This window comes from Sphaerisporangium sp. NPDC051017 (assembly GCF_040683095.1).
Lineage (GTDB): Bacteria > Actinomycetota > Actinomycetes > Streptosporangiales > Streptosporangiaceae > Sphaerisporangium.
Genome location: NZ_JBFBCI010000003.1, coordinates 135,343 through 154,787, shown reverse-complemented (window position 1 = coordinate 154,787; position 19,445 = coordinate 135,343). Strand labels below are relative to the sequence as shown.

At 70.2% G+C, this 19,445-nt stretch carries 13 protein-coding genes and 2 pseudogenes; 8 read left to right on the top strand and 7 right to left on the bottom strand.

Annotation, left to right across the window (positions count from 1 at the left end):
• Nucleotides 1-222: 222 nt before the first annotated feature.
• From AB0M95_RS04755 to AB0M95_RS04745, 3 genes are all read right to left on the bottom strand, one after another.
• Entirely contained in the window at nucleotides 223-927 is a 705-nt protein-coding gene (locus tag AB0M95_RS04755; protein ID WP_363759503.1) for a DsbA family protein, read from the bottom strand.
• 45 nt (nucleotides 928-972) lie between these two features.
• Nucleotides 973-1,794, bottom strand: coding sequence for an MBL fold metallo-hydrolase (locus AB0M95_RS04750; RefSeq protein ID WP_363759500.1), 822 nt, complete (start codon nucleotides 1,792-1,794; stop codon nucleotides 973-975).
• 250 nt (nucleotides 1,795-2,044) lie between these two features.
• Nucleotides 2,045-3,064, bottom strand: coding sequence for a DMT family transporter (locus AB0M95_RS04745; protein ID WP_363759497.1), 1,020 nt, complete (start codon nucleotides 3,062-3,064; stop codon nucleotides 2,045-2,047).
• Between the two features lie 116 nt (nucleotides 3,065-3,180).
• Between AB0M95_RS04745 and AB0M95_RS04740 the strand changes: the two genes are divergently transcribed.
• Nucleotides 3,181-3,882: a TetR/AcrR family transcriptional regulator gene (locus AB0M95_RS04740; RefSeq protein ID WP_363759494.1), complete on the top strand. Its 702-nt coding sequence runs from the start codon at nucleotides 3,181-3,183 to the stop codon at nucleotides 3,880-3,882.
• A 325-nt stretch (nucleotides 3,883-4,207) separates the two neighbouring features.
• Nucleotides 4,208-4,279: pseudogene (locus AB0M95_RS04735) on the top strand (cupin domain-containing protein); the annotation flags it as partial.
• A gap of 102 nt (nucleotides 4,280-4,381) precedes the next feature.
• Here the strand turns inward: AB0M95_RS04735 and AB0M95_RS04730 are convergent.
• Nucleotides 4,382-5,227: a TNT domain-containing protein gene (locus AB0M95_RS04730; protein ID WP_363759491.1), complete on the bottom strand. Its 846-nt coding sequence runs from the start codon at nucleotides 5,225-5,227 to the stop codon at nucleotides 4,382-4,384.
• A gap of 574 nt (nucleotides 5,228-5,801) precedes the next feature.
• Between AB0M95_RS04730 and AB0M95_RS04725 the strand changes: the two genes are divergently transcribed.
• Nucleotides 5,802-7,343, top strand: a complete 1,542-nt coding sequence (locus AB0M95_RS04725; protein ID WP_363759488.1) for an aldehyde dehydrogenase family protein — start codon at nucleotides 5,802-5,804, stop codon at nucleotides 7,341-7,343.
• Nucleotides 7,344-7,357: 14 nt separating this feature from the next.
• On the opposite strand, the pseudogene AB0M95_RS04720 reads toward AB0M95_RS04725, so the two are convergent.
• A pseudogene (locus AB0M95_RS04720) lies at nucleotides 7,358-7,555 on the bottom strand (zinc ribbon domain-containing protein); the annotation flags it as partial.
• Between the two features lie 129 nt (nucleotides 7,556-7,684).
• Between AB0M95_RS04720 and AB0M95_RS04715 the strand changes: the two are divergent.
• The 4 genes from AB0M95_RS04715 (at nucleotide 7,685) to AB0M95_RS04700 (ending at nucleotide 13,430) form a co-directional block, all read left to right on the top strand.
• On the top strand, nucleotides 7,685-8,656 hold the full coding sequence (locus AB0M95_RS04715; RefSeq protein WP_363759485.1) for a pirin family protein: 972 nt from the start codon (nucleotides 7,685-7,687) through the stop codon (nucleotides 8,654-8,656).
• 62 nt (nucleotides 8,657-8,718) lie between these two features.
• Nucleotides 8,719-9,468 (top strand): SDR family oxidoreductase, encoded by a 750-nt coding sequence (locus AB0M95_RS04710; protein ID WP_363759482.1) that lies wholly within the window; start codon nucleotides 8,719-8,721, stop codon nucleotides 9,466-9,468.
• Nucleotides 9,469-9,679: 211 nt separating this feature from the next.
• Nucleotides 9,680-10,939 carry a nucleotide sugar dehydrogenase gene (locus AB0M95_RS04705; RefSeq protein ID WP_363759479.1) on the top strand — a complete coding sequence of 420 codons (1,260 nt, stop codon included), beginning with the start codon at nucleotides 9,680-9,682 and terminating at the stop codon, nucleotides 10,937-10,939.
• A gap of 106 nt (nucleotides 10,940-11,045) precedes the next feature.
• The gene (locus AB0M95_RS04700; RefSeq protein WP_363759476.1) at nucleotides 11,046-13,430 is read left to right on the top strand and encodes a hypothetical protein; all 2,385 of its coding nucleotides are present in this window, start codon (nucleotides 11,046-11,048) and stop codon (nucleotides 13,428-13,430) included.
• 6 nt (nucleotides 13,431-13,436) lie between these two features.
• Here the strand turns inward: AB0M95_RS04700 and rfbB are convergent, their stop codons facing one another.
• Together rfbB and AB0M95_RS04690 are read right to left on the bottom strand one after the other, a co-directional pair.
• The gene (gene rfbB / locus AB0M95_RS04695) at nucleotides 13,437-14,423 is read right to left on the bottom strand and encodes a dTDP-glucose 4,6-dehydratase (protein ID WP_358509630.1); all 987 of its coding nucleotides are present in this window, start codon (nucleotides 14,421-14,423) and stop codon (nucleotides 13,437-13,439) included.
• Nucleotides 14,424-14,613: 190 nt separating this feature from the next.
• Entirely contained in the window at nucleotides 14,614-17,514 is a 2,901-nt protein-coding gene (locus tag AB0M95_RS04690; protein WP_363759471.1) for a DUF4082 domain-containing protein, read from the bottom strand.
• Nucleotides 17,515-17,880: 366 nt separating this feature from the next.
• On the opposite strand from AB0M95_RS04690, the gene AB0M95_RS04685 reads away from it, so the two are divergent.
• Nucleotides 17,881-19,410 (top strand): DUF4082 domain-containing protein, encoded by a 1,530-nt coding sequence (locus tag AB0M95_RS04685; RefSeq protein ID WP_363759468.1) that lies wholly within the window; start codon nucleotides 17,881-17,883, stop codon nucleotides 19,408-19,410.
• The last annotated feature ends 35 nt before the right edge of the window (nucleotides 19,411-19,445 follow it).

Here is a 19,445-nt window from a genome sequence, read left to right as displayed (position 1 = left end):
GCGCGGGGCGGCGCGAAATAAGACGCGAAAGAGGGGGCGCGGCCAGAGAAAAGGCAGGAGACGGCCGGGTGCGACCGGCCACAATGGGCGTGTGCGGCCGGTCCTCGGCGAGCTGGGCCGAAACAACTCAGGAGGGTATGGCGGGCATGACGGACAGGGCGACGGTCACCGGGGGACGGTCGCCCTGTCCGTGTGCTGTGTCTTTACCGCGGTGTACGCCGCTCAGGCGGCCGACCGCTTGAGGATGTCCTCGTACACGGCCGGGTCGTCGGCGTGCACGACCGGCCAGCCGATGCCGTACGCGCCGGTCCAGCCCACCTGGATGCCGGGGTTGGCGTGGTTCGTGCCGTCAGGCAGGAAGAGGTGCGGGCTGCAGTTGATCCGGTCGGACTTCGCGAGCGCCGTCTGCTCGGAGAGCGAGTGCCGCGCGCGGCCGTCGTCCAGCGCCTCGTTGAGCGCCGCCACGTCGACCACGCCGGTGGATGCGGCCGTGTCGAGGATGACCTTGCGGTGGCTGATGCACCGCGACTCGGCCCAGAACGCCTTCCGCAGGGCGAGGTCGAGCTGCTCGGAGGCGGCCCATCCCTGCTCCTTGGCGGCCTGGACGGCCTCCAGCGCGGGCAGGGTGGTCGACGGGTACAGCCAGTCCTTGGCCTGCCAGAGCTGCCAGCCGGCCTCGGGCTCGTGGCTCGCCATCCGGCCGACCTCGCTGTCCGTGCCGGGCCGGGGGCTTGGCGCGTCGTTGAGCATCTCCAGCGGGAAGGCGCGGTGGTCGAACTGGACCGCGTCGGTCAGGCCGAGCCGCTCCCGGGTCACGTGGAGCCGGTGGATGGCGATGTGCGCGAACGAGCACCAGATGTCCGAGAAGATGATGATGCGTCCGGGCTCCGGGGTGGGGTTCGCCTCGACGGGATTCACTGTGGTCACGTGTTCACTCCTTTGTGATCAGGGAAAAGGTAGCCACGCGGCGGGTCAGGAGGCCGTGACCTCGGCCAGCGTGTCGTGCGCGGCGAGCAGGGTGGCGGCCTCGACGTCCTCGCCCGGCAGCCACGGCCGCTGGGTCGGGACGGCGCGCACGGTCCCCAGCAGTTCCTCGATGCGGTCCTCCACGGTCAGGCCGTGGGCGCTCAGCACGAGGCGGGGACGCAGGAGCGCGACGCTGTCCAGCAGGGCGTTCCACTTGTTCTGGTCCACCAGCGCGGTCCAGGGGGCGTTCGCCCGGGTGAACATCGACACGCCGTCGAGGTAGTCGGTGCGGGAGACCTCGGCGGCGTTCTCGGCCAGCTCGGGAATGACGGTGCCGAGGCTGTCCGCGCTGAACAGCGCCTCGCTCCGGTGGTCGTACACCGCGAGCGTCGAGGGGGAGTCGAAGGACGGGGGACGCAGCAGGCTGATCTCACGCCCGCCGAGGTCCAGCGTCCGGCCGGGGTTGACCTGCACCACGCGGTGGGCGGGCACGTCCCACTCCTCGCCGAGCCGCGCGACCGACAGGCCGTTGGTGATCAGCTTGGCGTGCGGGGCCGCCATCAGGACTTCCTTGAGATTGCCGGCGTGGTCGCGGTCATCGTGCGTGAGGATGATCCAGCGCAGGTCCTCGGGCTCGACCAGCGACCACAGGGCGTTCTCGAAGTGGCCCCGGTCGATCGCCATGCCGGTGTCGACCAGGATCGGCTGCGCCGAGCGGATCAGGAAGGCGTTCACCGGCAGCCGGCCCGCGCCGGGGATCGGTAAGGACGACGGGAAGGTGAAGACGTCCGGAGCCGCCAGGTAGGTGGCTCGCAGGTTCGAAGGCACGGAGGAGTCCTTTCGGAGTTCGGGGAGTCTCAGGGCCGGGCAGCTGGGATGCCTTCTCGCGCTGAGATGTCTCAGGCCTGAGGGAATCTCAGGCCTGAGGAATCAAGAGGCCGGGTCGGGCTCCGGCTGTGCCGCGTCTATCTGGTGGTACCGCGTCGATCTGGTGGATCCGAGTGGCCCTGGACGGGTCCGGATGGTCCTGGTGCGGTCCGAGCTCGGGGGATCGGCCGAGCAGATCATCCGGGTGATCTCAGGTGAGCTGGACGAGCACCGACCCGGCGATGAGCAGGGCCAGTCCGCCGAGGCGGGGCAGCGTGAGCGGGCGGCGGGGCATCCGGAACAGGCCGTAGTTGTCGACGACCGCCGAGGCCACCTGCTGGCCGGTCACCGTCAGCGCGACCGTGGTCGCGGCGCCGATGGTCGGGATCAGCATGAACGTCGCCGTCACGTACGCGGCGGCGCAGGCGCCACCGAGCCAGCCCCACCACGGCATGCGGCGCAGCGGCTCGAACTTCGGCGCCGGGGTGCGGCGGGTGGCACGCAGGAGGAGCAGGGCGACGAGGATGGTCAGCGTGGCGACGATGAAGCTGAGCATCGCCACGGTCACCGGGGCCTGCAGATCCTTGCGAAGCTGGGCGTTGATCGCGCCCTGGATGGGCAGCACGGCGCCGGCGATGAGGCCGAGGATGATCCAGCCTCCCTGGCCGAGGCCGGAGCGCTTCGGAGCCGGGGCGGGCGCGGCGGGCCTGGTGGCCGTCGCGACCGAACCGCCGCCGCCCACGGTGACCGCGACGGGGGTGGCGACCGCCGGAACCTTCTGGGCGACGAGCTGGCTGCGGATGATGACCGTGATGCCGACCAGGACCGCGATGGCGCCGACGACGATGCCGGCGCTGATCGGCTTCTGCTCGATGCCGATAAGGCCCAGCAGGTCCAGGCCCAGGGAGGCGAACATCTGGCCCGTGACGAACAGGCCGACCGCGGCCAGGGCGCCGAGGCGCGGGAAGAGCAGGATGCCGCTGGTGATGTAGAGCGGGCTGGCGAGGCCGCCGAGCAGGTGCCAGAACGGGACGTCCGGCACCAGGTCGACCGCGGTGATCGTCCCGACGGCGACGGCCAGGACCGCCAGGAGCGCGGTCGCCACGCTCAACTGGAGGGTGGAGGCACCATACGGGGTGCCGACGGCCTTGTTGAGCTGGAGGTTCACCGAGGCCTGCACGGCTAACAGGCAGCCGATCAGCAGTGCCGAGGCGAGGAGGAGGGCATGCATTTCGGAATCCTCATCGACGGAGAAGTGGACATTGGGTCCGGTTAGCTGTCCCCAACAGTACGACACAAGTGGACGCGATGTCCACATGACTCAGTTGAACGCCCTACGATGGGGGTATGAGCGAATTGCATAACGGTGCCGACGGGAACTCGGCGAAGAAGGAGACTCCGACACGTCAGATCGGGTCGGTGCTCGGTCCCGCCCTCCGTGAACTCCCTTTACTCCAGTTTTCTTCCACCGAACAGGCCAGCCCTCCGGTTCAGGAGCGCGCGGACGCCGCGCGCAACCGGGCACGGGTCCTGGAGGCGGCGGAACGGCTGTTCGCGACGATGGACGCGCGCGACGTGACCATGGAAGAGATCGCGCGTGCCGCCGGCGTGGGCCGCGCGACCCTCTACCGGCGGTATCCCGACCCCGCGTCCATCTGCATCGCGCTGCTCGACGAGCACGAGCGGCGCCTCCAGGAGGATCTGCTGCGTGGCGAACCGCCGCTCGGTCCGGGCGCCCCGCCCACCGAACGGCTCGTCGCCTTCTACGAGGCCTCCGTTGACCTGCTGGAACGTCATCTCCACCTCATCCTGGGCGCGGAGACCGGCAGGGCCAGGTTCGTCACGGGTGCCTACGATTTCTGGCGCGTGCACGTGCGCATGCTGCTGGTCCACGCCGAGGCGCCGGACCCGGACGGGGCGGTGGACCCCGTCCTGGCCCCGCTGGCGCCCGAGGTGTACCGGTTCCAGCGGCGCACGCTGGGACTTTCGAAGGAACAGATAACCGAATCGCTGATCTGGATGGCGCGCCGTCTGACGGACCGCGCGTGACGCCGCTTTCCGGCCCGGCCCCGGGAAACCTCCCGCTCAGAGCCGGGCCGTGCGTCCCGCCCCTTCGGGCATCGGATTCGCCGATGACCGGATTCGGGACGTGAATGGGTTTCTGCGGAGGGACATGAATCACTTCTATGGGCGAGCGGCGGGCATCGAGTTCGCCTATGACCGCCTATGGAATGTGAATACGCCGGCCGCCGGTCAGCCGTCCGCGGAAAAGGCGTGGAAGCGGACGTGCAGCGGGCGCGCGTCCGGCGGGGCCTCGCCGGGACGGCGGACGTACTTCATCAGCAACGCCGTGTAACCGCTCCCGGCCGGCACGTGGCAGGCCGCCCGTCCCGCCGGGGACGAGGGCGTCCTGGTGAGCTGCGTGGCGTCGCCCGGTTTCGACGTCGCCGGCTTCCGGGCCCTGCGACGCCTGACCTTCGGTGTCCTCGACGGAGCGCGCGCCCCGGTAGCCCGCGGGCCGGAGGCGCGCTCCCGGCGGCGGGGCCGATCAGTTGATCCGCTCCAAATAGCCGTTGTCGACCAGCCACTTCACCGGGACCTCGTCCCGCGTCTGCGGCGCCTCGGCGATCAGCCTGCTGACCAGGTGGTACTGCGAGCCTCCGCCCGGCTGCTGGAACGCCGACGCGATGGGGCCGAAATCGGCGGCGAAGTCCCGGCTCACCCGGTAGGCACGGTAGTTACAAGGATATTCCGGGGAATCCGGGAACGTGTCCAGGTTGGTGGGCGGAATGCTCCGTTCGGCGTACGGCGTGCCATAAGGGGCGAGGAAGGCACCGAATTCGCTTCCGAAGCGGTCCACCCGCTCGCCGATGCGCAGCGTTTTCGAGGCGATGAGCGGCCTGCCGTTGGAGTAGCCGCCGGAGTGGGCGAATCCGAAATCAGGCGGGTAACGGTACGAATTCTTTCCCCAGTCCCAGTACCGGTTCAGGAACTTCTGCGGAGGAAGCCCGCCGAGCGGCTCGTAATCGGCCAGAATCCTGCCCAGGATGCCTTTTCTCGGCAGGCTCATCGGCCCGAGCCTCGGATCCTCATTGATGTAGGGGGCCGCGCAGACCGGCTCGTCGGGAGTGGAGGTCCCCCCGGCGGACTGCGACACCGCCACGTCGGCGGCGTCCCCACCGGGCGCGTGGACAGCGTGAGCCGACGCGACGGGCGCAACAGGTACGGCCGTGTGAACGGAGGCCGTCCTCGTCACGGAATCGGTTCGGGTGCCCGCCTGGGCCGGCACGCCGGCGAGGGAAAGGGCGGTGATGCCGATGGCGGCGGCCAGCGACGCGCGTCGGCGAAAATTTCGCAACGGATCCTCCTGATCGATGGGTGCGAATTCGGGCACGCCTCCCTGGATCCATCGATCGCGACGGATCAGGGGAAACGGGTTGATTGACGAGATCCGCCTTGTTCGACCTGGAGGGTTTTCGCCCGTTTCTCCGGCGGCACGGCACCGGCCGCCCGGAATTCGGCCCGCTCCAGAAAGCGGTGACAATCGATCTCGTGCGTACCCGTATCTTGATCAGGAGTTTCGCGAGCACGGCAATGAAACGACAAAGATCGGACGCCAAAGCGCGCGATCCACTTCAATGTCAGTCACATTCGGAAATGCCGAGTGCGGCGTCTTTCACACCGGCCTCGGGACGATGGGTGTGGTTGCCCGCCTCGTCCCGGGCCGTGCTCACCGGCGGGACGCCTCCGTGGTCCATCCGCCTCCTGGACCCCGGGCGGCCGCATCGCCTGGCCTGGGAGCGCAGCGCTGCCCGGCCCCGCCGACCACCGCCGAACCCTGTTCGCGAGGTTCGTGACGACCGTCCCTGTGGACGACGCGAAGTTGTCCACAGATGGCGGGGGGCGTGTTGGGGAAAGCCGGTTCAGGCGGAAGAATGCTGGCAAGAGCCCACGTGAGGAGGTCAACGGTGACCCGCCAGATCAGCTCCGTCATCGGTGGCAAACCGGCCGACGACGCCACCGGCCCGGCCTATGAGTCGGTCAACCCGGCACGCACGTCCGAGACCGTGGCCAAGGTCCGGCTCGCGAGCGAGGCGACGTTCGCCTGGGCCTGCGGCGTGGCCTCGGCCGCCCAGCGCGAGTGGGCCGCCGTCCCCGCGCCGGTGCGCGGCCGGGTGATCGCCTCGATCGGGCGGCTGGTCGAGGCCAACGCCGAGGCGCTGGCGCGCCTGGTGACCGCCGAGATCGGCAAGCCGTACGCCGAGGCGCTCGGCGAGGTCCGCGAGATCGTCGACACCTGCGACTTCTTCCTCGGCGAGGGCCGCCGCCTCTACGGCCAGACCGTTCCGTCAGAGATGCCCGACAAGAGCCTCTTCACGTTCCGCGTCCCCGTGGGCGTCGCCGCGGTCATCACCGCGGGCAACTTCCCGGTCGCGGTGCCGAGCTGGTATCTCGTCCCCGCCCTGCTCTGCGGCAACGCCGTGGTGTGGAAGCCCGCCGAGCACGCCGCGGCCTCCGCCCACGCGATGTACCGGCTGTTCGCGGCGGCCGGGCTGCCCGACGGTGTGCTCAACATCGTCTTCGCCGACGGGCCCACCACCTTCGCCGGGCTGGACATCGCGCTCGGCGAGGGCACCGTCCAGAAGGTCGGCTTTACCGGCTCCACCGCCGTCGGGCGGCGGATCGGCGAGCTGTGCGGGCGTCACCTCCAGTCGCCGTGCCTGGAGCTCGGCGGCAAGAACCCCATGGTGATCATGCCCGACGCCGATCTCGACCTGGCCGTCGAGGGCGCGCTGTTCTCCGGGTTCGGCACGGCCGGGCAGCGATGCACCTCGCTCGGCACCGTCCTGGTGCACGAGTCCGTGCACCAGGAGTTCGTCGGCAGGTACGCGCGGGCCGTGGCCGGAGCGAGCGTCGGCGACCCCGCGGGCGACGTGCTGTACGGCCCGATGCTCGACCAGCGGTTCGCCGACCGCTACGAGGACTACCTCGGCTGGATCGAACCGCACCACACGGTCGTCACCGGTCCCACGGGGCGGATCACCGCCGACAACCCCCGCGCGGGGTTCGACGGCGCGGGCGGGCTGTACTACCACCCGGTCGTCGTGGACGGGGTGCGTCCCCAGGACCGCCTGTTCCTGGAGGAGACATTCGGCCCGATCGTGGGGGTGACGTCGTTCGCCGGCCTGGACGAAGCGGTCGAACTCGCCAACCGACCCGGGTACGGGCTGTCGTCCTCCATCTACACGACCGACCCGAAGTCCGCGTTCCGGTTCCGGGCCGGCATCGGGGCCGGCATGGTGAGCGTCAACAACTCGACCTCCGGCGCCGAGGCGCACCTGCCCTTCGGCGGCAACGGGAAGTCGGGCAACGGCAGCCGCCAGTCCGGGCAGTGGGTGCTCGACCAGTTCACCCGCTGGCAGGCCATGAACTGGGACTACTCAGGCCGCCTGCAGAAGGCCCAGATGGACGTCGCCGAAATCATCCCCGACCTGGACTTCAAGCTTTGACTTCCTCCCCACGCCTAAAGGCGGGGGAGTCCAACCTTCACAGGTCGGGGTTCCTGCTTCCCAGGCGACCGCACCCGGGAGGGCCCGGAGTGTCTGACGTCACCTCCACAGGCGGACACGGCAAGACCTGCCGCCAGGATGTTCTTCGCGGCGTTGACATCCCTGTCGTGCCGGGTGCCGCAGCCCGGGCACGTCCAGTGCCGGGTGGACAGGCAGTCTCCCGTCACCCGGGGGAATAGTTGAATCATCAACTTCTGTTGTGAGGAGTATTCTACGCCAGAGCGGCGCCACACCGGGAGGCCCACCCTCGCGGCCCACGCCGCCATCCCGAAGGAGGGACCATGCCTGCCGTAACTGTCGACAACCCCTTGACCCTGCCGCGCGTGGCCGCGTCGGCGGATGCCGTGGCTCGTCCCGTGCTGGCCGTGACGACCGCGCCGAGCGGATTCGAAGGTGAGGGTTTCCCCGTCCGTCGGGCGTTCGCGGGGATCAACTATCGGTACCTGGACCCGTTCATCATGATGGACCAGATGGGTGAGGTGGACTACCAGCCTGGGGAGCCGAAAGGGACCCCGTGGCATCCCCATCGTGGCTTCGAGACCGTCACCTACATCATCGACGGGATCTTCGACCACCAGGACTCCAACGGCGGCGGCGGCACCATCACCAACGGCGACACCCAGTGGATGACGGCCGGCTCCGGTCTGCTCCACATTGAGGCGCCGCCGGAGCACCTCGTCATGTCGGGTGGTCTCTTCCACGGTCTGCAACTGTGGGTGAACCTCCCGGCGAAGGACAAGATGATGGCCCCGCGGTACCAGGACATCCGCGGCGGCCAGGTCCAGCTGTTGACCTCCCCCGACGGCGGGGCGCTACTGCGCGTCATCGCCGGTGAGCTGGACGGCCACGCCGGTCCCGGCATCACGCACACGCCGATCACGATGATCCACGCGACGCTGGCGCCGGGCGCGGAGATCACCCTGCCGTGGCGCGAGGACTTCAACGGCCTCGCGTACGTGCTGGCCGGGCGCGGGTCGGTGGGCACTGAGCGGCGTCCGATCCACCTGGGCCAGACCGCTGTCTTCGGCGCCGGCTCCTCGCTGACCGTCCGCGCGGACGAGAAGCAGGACGCCCACACTCCGAACCTGGAGGTGGTCCTCCTCGGCGGGCAGCCCATCCGCGAGCCGATGGCGCACTACGGCCCGTTCGTCATGAACACCCAGGAAGAGCTTCAGCAGGCGTTCGAGGACTTCCAGAAGGGGCGACTGGGCACGATCCCGGCCGTGCACGGGATGTCTGAGGGCGGACTGTAGGGCTCGCCAGGACCATATACGGACGAGTCCCGTCAGGAATCGGGAGCGGCTAGTCTGCCCCCATGCCTACCGCACTCATCACGGGCGCGACCGCCGGTCTCGGCGCCGCCTTCGCCCGCAGGCTCGCCGCCGACGGCTTCTCGCTGGTCCTGGTGGCCCGAGACGGCAAGCGCCTCGACGCGACGGCCCGCACGCTGCACCGCCGGTACGGCGTGCGGGCCGACGCGCTCGCCGCCGACCTGTCGGACGAGAAGGGCGTCGCGGCGGTGGAGGACCGGCTCGGCGAGGGCGTCGACCTGCTGGTCAACAACGCCGGGTTCGCGCACGGCGGCGAGGCCCTCGAGGTGCCGGTGGCCGAGGAGGTCACGATGCTGCGCGTGCACTGCGAGGCGGTGCTGCGGCTCACGCTGGCCGCGCTGCCGGGCATCCGCGCGCGCGGCCGCGGCGGCGTCATCAACGTCGCCTCGGTGGCGGCCTTCATCGCGGACAGCACCTACAGCGCGTCCAAGGCGTGGGTGGTGAACTTCAGCGCGGGGCTGGCGGCCAAGGTGCCGGAGCCGCGCGTGCGCGTCATGGCGCTGTGCCCCGGCTTCGTGCGGACGGAGTTCCACGAGCGGGCGTCGATCGACACCTCCGGCATCCCGGACTTCCTGTGGCTGTCGGCCGACCGCGTGGTGGACGCCGCCATGCGCGACTTCGCCCGCGGCGTGACGGTCAGCGTGCCCGACGCGCGGTACAAGGTGATCTCGGCGGTCGCGCGGCACGTGCCGCTCGGCGTGATCGACCGCGTCTCCTCGCTCATCGGCCGCTGAAGCCGCGTCGCCCAAAGCGTCGCCCAAAGCGCCACACAAGCGCCGGCCAACCACCACCCAGGCGCCGCCGCCACGCCGTCCGGACATCACCGCAGGTCATCACGGGTTCTCCCATCACGCGGGCGACACGCGCGCACGCGGCGAATGATCGTCGCGGCGCGCGCGGACGCCTACAGTCTGGCCACGTAGCCGAACTACGGGGGGTCCTGACATGGGCGACAAACTGGTGGTGATCGGACAGGGGTACGTCGGCCTGCCGCTCGCCATGCGCGCGGTGGAGGCGGGGTTCGACGTCGTGGGGCTCGACGTCGACGCCTGGAGGGTGAAGCGGCTAAACGCCGCCGAGTCCTACATCGAGGACGTCGGCGACGACGTGCTGGCGGAGGCGCGCCGCTCCGGCCGGTACCTCGCCGCAACCGACTACTCGCGGGCGGCGGACTTCGACGTCTGCGTGATCACGGTGCCGACGCCGCTGCGCGACGGCGTCCCGGACCTGCGGCACATCACCGAGGCCGGCCGCTCCATCGCGCCGTTCGTCCGGCCCGGGGCGACGGTCGTCCTGGAGTCGACGACGTATCCGGGCACGACGGAGGAGCACCTGCGCGGCGTGCTGGAGGAGGGTTCGGAGCTGCGCACGCCCGAGGACTTCTCGCTCGGGTACAGCCCCGAGCGCATCGACCCGGGCAACCCGCGCTGGCGCCTGGAGAACACCCCGAAGATCGTCTCGGGCATCGACCCGGCGTCGCTGCGCAAGGTGCAGGACTTCTACGAGCGCATCGTGGAGCACGCCGTGCCGGTCTCCTCCCCGCGGGTGGCCGAGCTGTGCAAGCTTCTGGAGAACACCTTCAGGCACGTCAACGTGGCGCTGGTGAACGAGCTGTCCATCTTCGCCGAGCAGCTCGGCATCGACGTGTGGGAGGCCATCGACGCGGCCTCGACCAAGCCCTTCGGCTACATGCGGTTCACGCCGGGGCCGGGCGTGGGCGGGCACTGCCTGCCGATCGACCCGTCGTACCTGTCGTGGAAGGTCAAGCGGAGCCTGGGGCACAACTTCCGGTTCGTCGAGCTGGCCAACGACATCAACGACCACATGCCGGACTACGTGGTGCACCGGCTCTCGCTCTCGCTGAACCGGCAGGGCAGGCCGATGCTGCGCAGCAAGATCCTCGCCCTCGGCCTGGCCTACAAGAAGAACACCGGCGACATCAGGGAGTCCCCGGCGATCGAGGTGGTCAAGGCGCTGATCAAGCTCGGCGCGGAGGTCAAGGCCGCCGACCCACACGTGGACGCCCATCCGCTGCCCGGCGGGCTCTCGCTGGTCGAGGCGACGGCCTGGGAGATGGCGCAGGCGGACATGGTGGTCGTCCTCACCGACCACGACCGCTTCGACTACGAGATGGTGCAGCGGGCCGCCGCGTATGTCTTCGACACGCGCAACCGGTGCAGGGGCCCCAACGTCGAGCGCCTGTGATCCTGCGGGCGGGCGGGTACGGCGCGGGATAAAAGGCCGGTAAGAAGATCGCCGCCTGAGGGCGTCCGGGCCTGTTCCGGCAGGTCAGGACCCCTAGCTTTCGCCCATGACGACGAATCCGCCGGCCGGCGCCACCGCGCGCGGCCGGATCGCGCCGGCCGGTGGTCCCTCACCGGCCGGCACCGTGGCGCCGCCGCGGCCCGCGCCATCGGGCCCTCCGGCCGCGCCTTTCTCCCGGCGAGGGCGCCTGGGAGGTCCGGCGCGCCGCCTTCTGACCTCCCGATGGGTCCCCGGCGTCGTGGCGGGCGGCTTTCCCCTCGCGGTCCTCGCCCACTACGGCGTCTCGGCCCGGGACCTGGCGTTCTTCTGCGTCTATCTGGCCGTGTGCGTCGCGGTGCCCGGGACGCTGCTGGTGCGGGCCGCGTACCGGGGACGCCGCACGCTGCCCGAGGACCTCGCGCTCGGCCTCGCGACCGGCTACGCCGCCGAGATGTTCGCCTACGTCCCCGCGCGGGCGTTGGGCGCGCCCCTGCTCGTCCTGGCGTGGCCGGTCGCGGTGTACGCCGCGTTCCTGCTGGTCCCCCGGCTGCGCCGGTTCTGGAGGGCGTGCCCGCGCCGGGACGCCGCACCGTGGCAGCGGTGGTTCGCGGCCGGGACGGTCGTGTACCTGACCGCATGGAGCGCCTTCATCTGCTTCCGGGTCACCGCGCCGACCTGGCCGGAGGCGGGCTGGTCCCACGTCGACCTGCCGTTCCATCTGTCCCTGGTCGGTGAGCTGAAGCATCACATGCCGCCACAGCTCCCCATCGTCGCCGGCGAGCCGCTGAACTACCACTGGTTCGCCTACGCCCACATGGCGGCGTCGAGCTGGATCACCGGGGTGGAGCCGCTGACGCTGGTCACGCGCCTGTCGGTGCTGCCCATGCTGGTGGCCTTCGCGGTCATCGTCGGCATGACGGGCCGCCGGGTCATCGGCTCGGCGACCGGGGGCGCGATGGCCGTGGCCGGGACGCTGCTGGTGGCGGCGCCGAGCCTGTACGTGAACGCCAACGGCCTGATGCGCTGGACCGGCGTGCTGCACGTGCCCTGGAACAGCCCGACGCAGACCTTCGGCGCCCTGCTGTTCGCGCCCGTGATGCTGCTGCTCGCCGACCTGCTCGCCCGTCCGGGAGGGGGCCGTGCCCGGTGGGCGCTGCTCGCCGTGCTGCTGGTGTCCGTCGCGGGGGCCAAGGCTCCGTACCTTCCCCTGCTGGCGTCGGCCCTGGCGTTGGTGACGGCCGCCGAGGGGGTGCGGTCGCGCCGTCTGCCGCGCACCGCGCTCACGGCGCTCGGCATGACGGCGGGCGCCCTGGCGTTCGCGCAGGTCGTGCTGTTCGCGGGGGCCCGGGGGGGGATGACGATCGACCCGCTGTCGGTGGTCCGCGCGACGTGGGCGGAGCTGGCGGGACGGCAGGCCACCGCCGGGCTGGTGGCGGGGTTCGCCCTGGTGTACGTGATGTGCTGGGGCGTGACGTGGTGCGGCGCGCTCGGGCTACTCGCCCGGCCCCTGCTGCTCCTGCGCCCCGCCGTGACGCTGATGCTCGGCCTGTCGGCGGCGGGGGCCGCGCTGATGCTGCTGCTCGGCAGCGCGGGCGACCTCAACCAGGGGTACTTCCTGCAGTCGTGCTACCCGTACCTGGCTGTGCCGGCCGCGTACGGCCTGGTCACCGCCGTACGCAAAGGCCGGCCGGGCATCCGGGCGATCGTCGTCGCGGCGGTCGCCGGGACGACCGTGGCGAGCGTGGTCCGCGTGGCGTGCGGCGTCCAGGTCCCGCTGCCGCCCGGAGAGCGGAGCGTCGGCCTGTTCCTGCCGTTCGCCGTCCTGCTCATCCTGATCGGCGCCGCGTCGCTGGTGGCCGCGTCCCTGACGGAACCGAGGCGCGCGGCCACCTGGGCACTGCTGGTCGTGGCCGTCTCGGCGGCCGGCGTGCCCGCCGCCTGGCAGGCGCGCGTGCTGACCCATCTGAGCCACGGCGCGGACAGCAACCTGAACGCGGCCGACCACCCCACGCCCGAGCAGATCCCGCGCGGCGCGCTGCGGGCGGCGCGGTGGCTGCGCGCGCATTCGGGGCCGGGCGACCTGGTCGCCACGAACGCGCACTGCCGGTGGGGGTACGAGCGGCCGTGCGACAGCCGCCACTTCTGGGTTTCGGCCCTGACCGAGCGGCGCGTGCTCGTGGAGGGCTGGGCCTACACCGCCGCCAACCTGGACCGGGGAAGGCTCGACCTGCCGTTCACCGAGCGGCCCTTCTGGGACGCCGCGCGCCTGCGGGCCGGCGACGCCGTCTTCGAGGCGCCCTCGGCGCGGGCGGTCGCGGCGCTGCGCGAGCGGTACGGCGTGCGCTGGCTGGTCGCCGACGAGCGGCTCCTGGGCCGTCCGGAGGAGGTCGGGCGCTTCGCGTCCCTCCAGGTGCGCTACGGCGACTACGCGGTCTACCGGATACCGGGCTGAGGGCCGTCAGGCACGCCCTCCCGAGCGGCGCTTCAGCGGCCGCCACCACGCCTGGTTGGCCCCGTACCAGCGCACCACCTCGGCGAGCCCCTGGTCGAACCCGGCCAGGGGCTCGTACCCGATGGACCGGATCTTCCCGCTGTCGACGGCGTACCGCCGGTCGTGCCCGGGACGGTCCTCGACGTGGTCCACCATGTCCCAGCCGGCGCCGCAGGCGTCCAGCAGCCGGCCGACCAGCTCGCGGTTGGTGAGCTCGACGCCGCCCCCGACGTTGTACACCTCGCCCGGCGACCCCTTCTCCAGCACGAGCTGGATCGCCCGGCAGTGGTCGTCGACGTGCAGCCACTCGCGGACGTTGAGGCCGTCGCCGTACAGCGGCACGCGGTCGCCGTCGAGGAGGTTGGTGACGACCAGCGGGATCAGCTTCTCGGGGTACTGGTAGGGGCCGTAGTTGTTGGAGCAGCGGGTCACCCGCACGTCCAGGCCGTAGGTGCGGTGGTAGGCGCGGCACAGCAGGTCGGCGCCCGCCTTGGCGGCGGAGTAGGGCGAGTTGGGCAGCAGCGGCTCGTCCTCGTCCCACGCGCCCTCGGCGATCGAGCCGTACACCTCGTCGGTGGAGACCTGCACGACGGTGCGCACCCCGGCGTCCAGCGCGGCCTGCAACAGGGTCTGGGTGCCGAGCACGTTGGACACCACGAAGTCCGCCGCGCCGGTGATCGAGCGGTCGACGTGGGTCTCGGCGGCGAAGTTCACCACCACGTCGTGCCCCGGGACGACCCCGGCGGTGACGCGCGGGTCGGCGATGTCGCCGTGGACGAACGTGAAGCGCGGGCTCGCGGACACGGGGGCGAGATTGGCCGGGTTGCCCGCGTAGGTGAGCTTGTCGAGGACGGTCACCCGCGCGTCCTCGTAGCCGGGGTAGGCGCCGGTCAGCAGGTCGCGCACATAGTGGGAGCCGATGAACCCGGCCCCGCCGGTGACGAGGATCTTCACACGCTCACCTTCATTTCGCCCGCGTCCCTCCGCCGAGCCGGCGACGGGACGCCCGTCCCGATCATGACGGGCTCAACCTACGCCGGGGCGGAACCGCGGGCCCGCGCCCTCTCGCGCCTTTGCCGAAACGCGTTCGACACCTTGCCGCGCCCAGGGGTGGGTACAGGGGTGGGCCCAGCGGTGGGCACCGTCAGCTGGTGCTGAAGAGCACGTCGACCCAGTAGTTGGTCATCTGGAAGGTCTGGGTGGGGAACACGTTCGTCGAGCTGTACGCGTAGACGCCGTTCGGCCCGTCCGTGCCGCTGGCGAGGGCGGTCAGCGGGGGGTTCACGTACGACGTGGTGAAGAACGGCCGGTTCGTCGCGTAGTTCCCCGACGGCGCGAGGTAGGAGGCGACGTAGGTCGTGCCGGCGGTGATCGGGACGGGGTTCGCGAAGGTCACCTGCTGCCAGCCGGACGATGTCTCGTTGGTGAAGGTGGCGCTGGCGAGCAGTTGACCCGTGTTGCTCCACAGGCTCCCGATGTGCGTCCCGGTGTTCCCCGCGCCCTTGTAGAACCGGATGCCCTTGATCACGCCGTTGACCGATGACCGGATCTTCACCCCGAGCACCACCGACTTGGGGTCGGGCCAGGACGGGTTCGCCGGGACCGTCGAGTCGTTCCACAGGCTGCTGGTCACGGGCTGCACGAAGATGACGTCCGTCCAGTAGTTGGTCGACTGGTAGGTGCTCGTCGGGAAGGTCGTGCTCGCCGCGTACGTGTACACCCCGTTGCCGCCGTCCGTGCCGTCCGCGAGGGCGGTGAGCGGCCCGTTCACCACCGCCTGGGTGAAGTACGGCGTGTTCTTGGAGTACATGCCCTGCGGGGCGAAGTACGACGCCACATATGTGGTGTTGGGGGTCACCTGCACGGGAGTGGAGAAGACCACCGACTGCCACCCGTTGCCCGTCTCGTTGGTGAACGTCGCCCGCGCGAGGAGCTGCCCGGTCGAACTCCACAGGTTGCCCACATGCGTGCCGATGTTCCCCGCGCCCTTGTAGAACCGGAGGCCGTTGATCGTGCCCGCGGTCGAGGTGCGGAACTTCACCCCGATCTCAACCGAATTCGGGTCGTTCTGCGCCGCGATGGCGGGCACCGTGCTCGGCGACCAGATGGAGTTGGTGAAGAGCACGTTCACGTTCACCGAAGCCGGCGTCGGCTGGATGTTCCCGCTGTCATCGATCGCCCGCGCCATGATCGTCGCCGGTCCGGCCACGGTGGGCGTCCAGGTGAACTGCCAGGTGTCGCGCCCGATCGCCTGCCGCCAGGTCGCGCCGCCGTCCAGCGACACCTCCATGGCCGCCACGACGCCGCCCCCGGTGTCGGTGGCCGTTCCCTGGATGACGGTGGACACGCCGCTCAGCAGGGACGCGCCGCTCGCCGGGCTCGTGATCGTCGCCACGGGAGGCGAGGTGTCCGTCGAGGGCGTGGCGATGACCAGGCCGGGCTGGATGCTCGCGGGCTGCGCCCCCATGTCCGCCAGGATGTTGACCGTGAACTGCTGCATATCGATGTCCGTGGGGGTGCCCGGCCGGTCGTGGACGGCGTCCAGGCCCCAGGACCATTGGGTGGTGCCGGTGCCCAGCACGAGCGCGCCGCTGCTGTGCTTGTAGAGGGTGAGTTTGTTGGTCGCCACCCCGGCCCCGTAGACGCTGCCGAAGTTCAGCAGGTACCTCTCCGACAGGGCGATCGTGGTCGAGGACATGTTCACCAGCCCGGGGGGCCGGGTGGCGTTGTCCGGCGCCTCGTCCCATTCGTAGCCGAGCACGCCCGCGGGGAACGTGACCATCTGCCCGGGTTGCAGGTTGGCGACGCTGGTGTTCTTCCACTCCCGCAGGCTCGCGAAATCGGCCGGGACGGTGGTCGCGTCGTTGGCGATGCCGTTGACCATGAAAAGGGTGCCGGTCAGGGCGTTCTCCGGCCGGCCGCCGTCCGACGGCGGGGAGAAGCGGGGGTCGCGCCAGGTGCCGGTCCACTGCGGGCTGGGATCGATCTTGGCGTTGGCCAGCGTCTCCTTGTAGCAGACCATCGTGCGGAACGGTGTCGACGTCCCGTCGATGCTGGGCTCCCACCGCGTCTTCCAGAAGATCTCGTTGCCGGAGAAGAAGGCGAGGTTGACCCCATTGTTCCGGGCGTTCTCCACGTTGGTGCGCATCTCGTTGGACCAGTACTCGTCGTGGCCCACCGACATGAACGTCTTGTGCTCCAGCAGCTCGGCCGGGCGCGAGGCGGTGTCGATACTGGTGGTGTAGCTGACGTCGTAGCCGTTGGCCTCCAGCCAGCGGACCATCGGGTACTCGGAGTTGTAGAAGAAGCTCTGCGGCGAGACGTTGGGGTCGCGGGTGAGGATCGGCCGGTCGTAGCTGACCTTGTAGGCGCGGCCGGCGGGCTGGCCGGCGTACAGGCTGTTGCCGCCGTAGGTGTTGTAGGCCTGCCAGGTGGCGTCGGAGGTCTGCATGAGCAGGACGGACCCTCGCGCGTCGTCCCGCACGACGAAGATGATCTGGCTCGCCCCCCCAGTGTCCTGCCGTACCAGTTTGGCTATGTAGACGCCGGAGACGGCGGTCGGCGGCACCACCCACGAGGCCGAGACGGCCCAGTTGCCGCAGTCGACCAGCCCGGTGGTGGAGTCGCTCACGCAGGTCGGCTGCCTCTGCGGCAGCGGGACGGACGGGTTGACCGTCGTGATCTGCCGCGCGCCCATGCCGCCGTAGTAGCCGATGCGGTAGATGTCCAGGCGGTAGTCCGACGAGGTGGTGGCGATCTTGAAGTTCACCGTCTCGCCGTGGTTCACGCTCATCTGGGTGGCGTAGCCCTGGATCGAGGGATCACCCGCGCCGACGATGTCCCACTGACTGGGAGGGTTGCCGGGCAGGCTGTTCTCCAGGCAGATGACCGAGGTCGGCGGGCAGACGGCCGCCGAGGCCGGGCGCCCGCCGTGCGAGCCGGGCGTCACGGCCCATGCCGCTCCGAGCGGGCCCGACGTGGCGAGGACGACCGCCTGGAAGGCGGCCAGCGCCCCGCGAAGCGTCCAGCGCCAAGGCCTTGACATTCCACCAGCATGATCCGCCACGAGCGCTCCCCCTGCGACGATCCGTGGCCGCCCCCGCGGGCCACGCGAAGCCCGTGAGCATGAAGGACGGACACGAAAGCTCGGGCTTCGGCAGGATCGTAAGGTCCCGCACCCGGGTGAACGTCGACGTACTTTCCGTGTCGAGGCAGGTCAACCGATGTTTATCGGTACCACTCCGCCCCTTGACCGCGGCGCCGGAGTTCACCGCAAAAGAAATTCACCGCCCTTTACCGGAACACCGGGCGTGCCCCGCATATCACCTCCAGGGGACGTGATCACAATCAGTGACGGCGGCTACTTATTCATAAGCCGCATCACTCCACATTGGGGATAAAGGATCAATTCATGATACACAGAACTCGTTTTCGGGTTCCGCGGCCGAACACCGGTCGTACCTGGCTGACGGCGGCGCTCACGGCCGTCCTCATCGCGACACCGCTCACCGCGAACGCGGCGCGGCGGGCGCCGGTGAACCTCGGCACGGCCGCCACGTTCGCGGTCCTCGCCGGCACCGCGGTCAACAACAACAACTTGACCGCGGTCACCGGAGACCTGGGCGTGAGCCCCGGCGGCACGGTGACCGGTTTCCCGCCAGGCACCGTGACCGGCACGATTCACGCCGGTGACGCCACCGCCGCCACGGCCAAATCCGACATGGTCGCCGCCTACAACGACATCGCCGGCCGGACGCCGGTCACCACGGTGGCCGCCGAACTCGGAGGGACCACTCAGGGGCCGGGCATCTACACGCCGACCGGCGGCGCGTTCACCATCACCGGGACGCTCACCCTCGACGCCCAGGGCGAGCCGGACTCGGTCTTCATCTTCAGGTCGACCACGCTCACCACGGCGACGGTGAGCAACATCACGCTCATCAACGGCGCGCAGGCCAAGAACGTCTACTGGCAGGCGACCGACTCGGCGACCCTCGGCGTCAACTCCACGTTCCGCGGCACCGTCATGGCGGCCAACACCGCGAGGGCGTTCCCGGGCGCGTCCGTCTTCGGCCGGCTGTTCACCATCAACGCCAACGTCATCTTGGACGGCACCACCAACGGCCCGGCGACCCACATCGCCCTGCCCAACGACCCGCAGACGACGACGGCGCTGACGTCGTCGGGCAATCCCGTCGCGCGGGGCCAGGTGGTGACCTTCACCGCCACGGTGAGCGCGGTCGGCGGCTCGCTGACCCCCCAGGGCCAGGTGCTGTTCAAGGAGGGGACGACGACGCTCGGTTCCGGCTTCCTCGACCCCTCGGGCGTGACCACCTTCAGCACCTCGTCCCTGTCGGTCGGAACCCATCCGATCCAGGCCGTCTACCTGGGCGGCGACGTCTTCGCCAGCGAGGCGCTCGTGCACTTCGCGCCGAGCAAGTCGGGCATCCTCAACCAGAACATCTCCGCGAGCCTGTGGGACAGCACGGCTACCCCGGCGGTGGCGTCCTATCAGGATCCCAAAGCGGTCGCGCTCGGGGTGCAGTTCCAGGCATCCTCGGACGGGATCGTCAGCGGCATCCGTTTCTACAAGGGGGCGCAGAACACCGGGACCCATGTCGGGAGCCTGTGGACGAGCAACGGGACGCTGCTGGCCAGCGCGACCTTCACCGGCGAGACGGCCTCCGGCTGGCAGCAGGTGAACTTCGCGGCGCCCGTCGCGGTCACCGCGAACACCACTTATGTCGCCAGCGTCACGACCCCCGCGGGGCACTACTCGGTCACGCGCCCGTACTTCACCCTCCAGTACAACAACAATCCGCTGGTCGCACCCGCGAACGGCGGCGTCTACGCCTACGCCGCGACCAACGCCTTCCCGACCAGCACTTTCCAGTCGTCGAACTACTGGGTCGACGTGGTCTTCACGCCCGCCGCCACGTGAGTCGGAGCGCACACGGATGAGCCCGTCCGGTCCCC

What these genes read in the sequence shown, in the direction of transcription:
- AB0M95_RS04745 (WP_363759497.1), bottom strand. Translation starts at nt 3,064, where the DNA reads ATGCATGCCCTCCTCCTCGCCTCGGCACTGCTGATCGGCTGCCTGTTA.
- AB0M95_RS04740 (WP_363759494.1), top strand. Translation starts at nt 3,181, where the DNA reads ATGAGCGAATTGCATAACGGTGCCGACGGGAACTCGGCGAAGAAGGAG.
- AB0M95_RS04715 (WP_363759485.1), top strand. Translation starts at nt 7,685, where the DNA reads ATGCCTGCCGTAACTGTCGACAACCCCTTGACCCTGCCGCGCGTGGCC.
- AB0M95_RS04710 (WP_363759482.1), top strand. Translation starts at nt 8,719, where the DNA reads ATGCCTACCGCACTCATCACGGGCGCGACCGCCGGTCTCGGCGCCGCC.
- AB0M95_RS04705 (WP_363759479.1), top strand. Translation starts at nt 9,680, where the DNA reads ATGGGCGACAAACTGGTGGTGATCGGACAGGGGTACGTCGGCCTGCCG.
- AB0M95_RS04700 (WP_363759476.1), top strand. Translation starts at nt 11,046, where the DNA reads ATGACGACGAATCCGCCGGCCGGCGCCACCGCGCGCGGCCGGATCGCG.
- AB0M95_RS04690 (WP_363759471.1), bottom strand. Translation starts at nt 17,514, where the DNA reads ATGTCAAGGCCTTGGCGCTGGACGCTTCGCGGGGCGCTGGCCGCCTTC.
- AB0M95_RS04685 (WP_363759468.1), top strand. Translation starts at nt 17,881, where the DNA reads ATGATACACAGAACTCGTTTTCGGGTTCCGCGGCCGAACACCGGTCGT.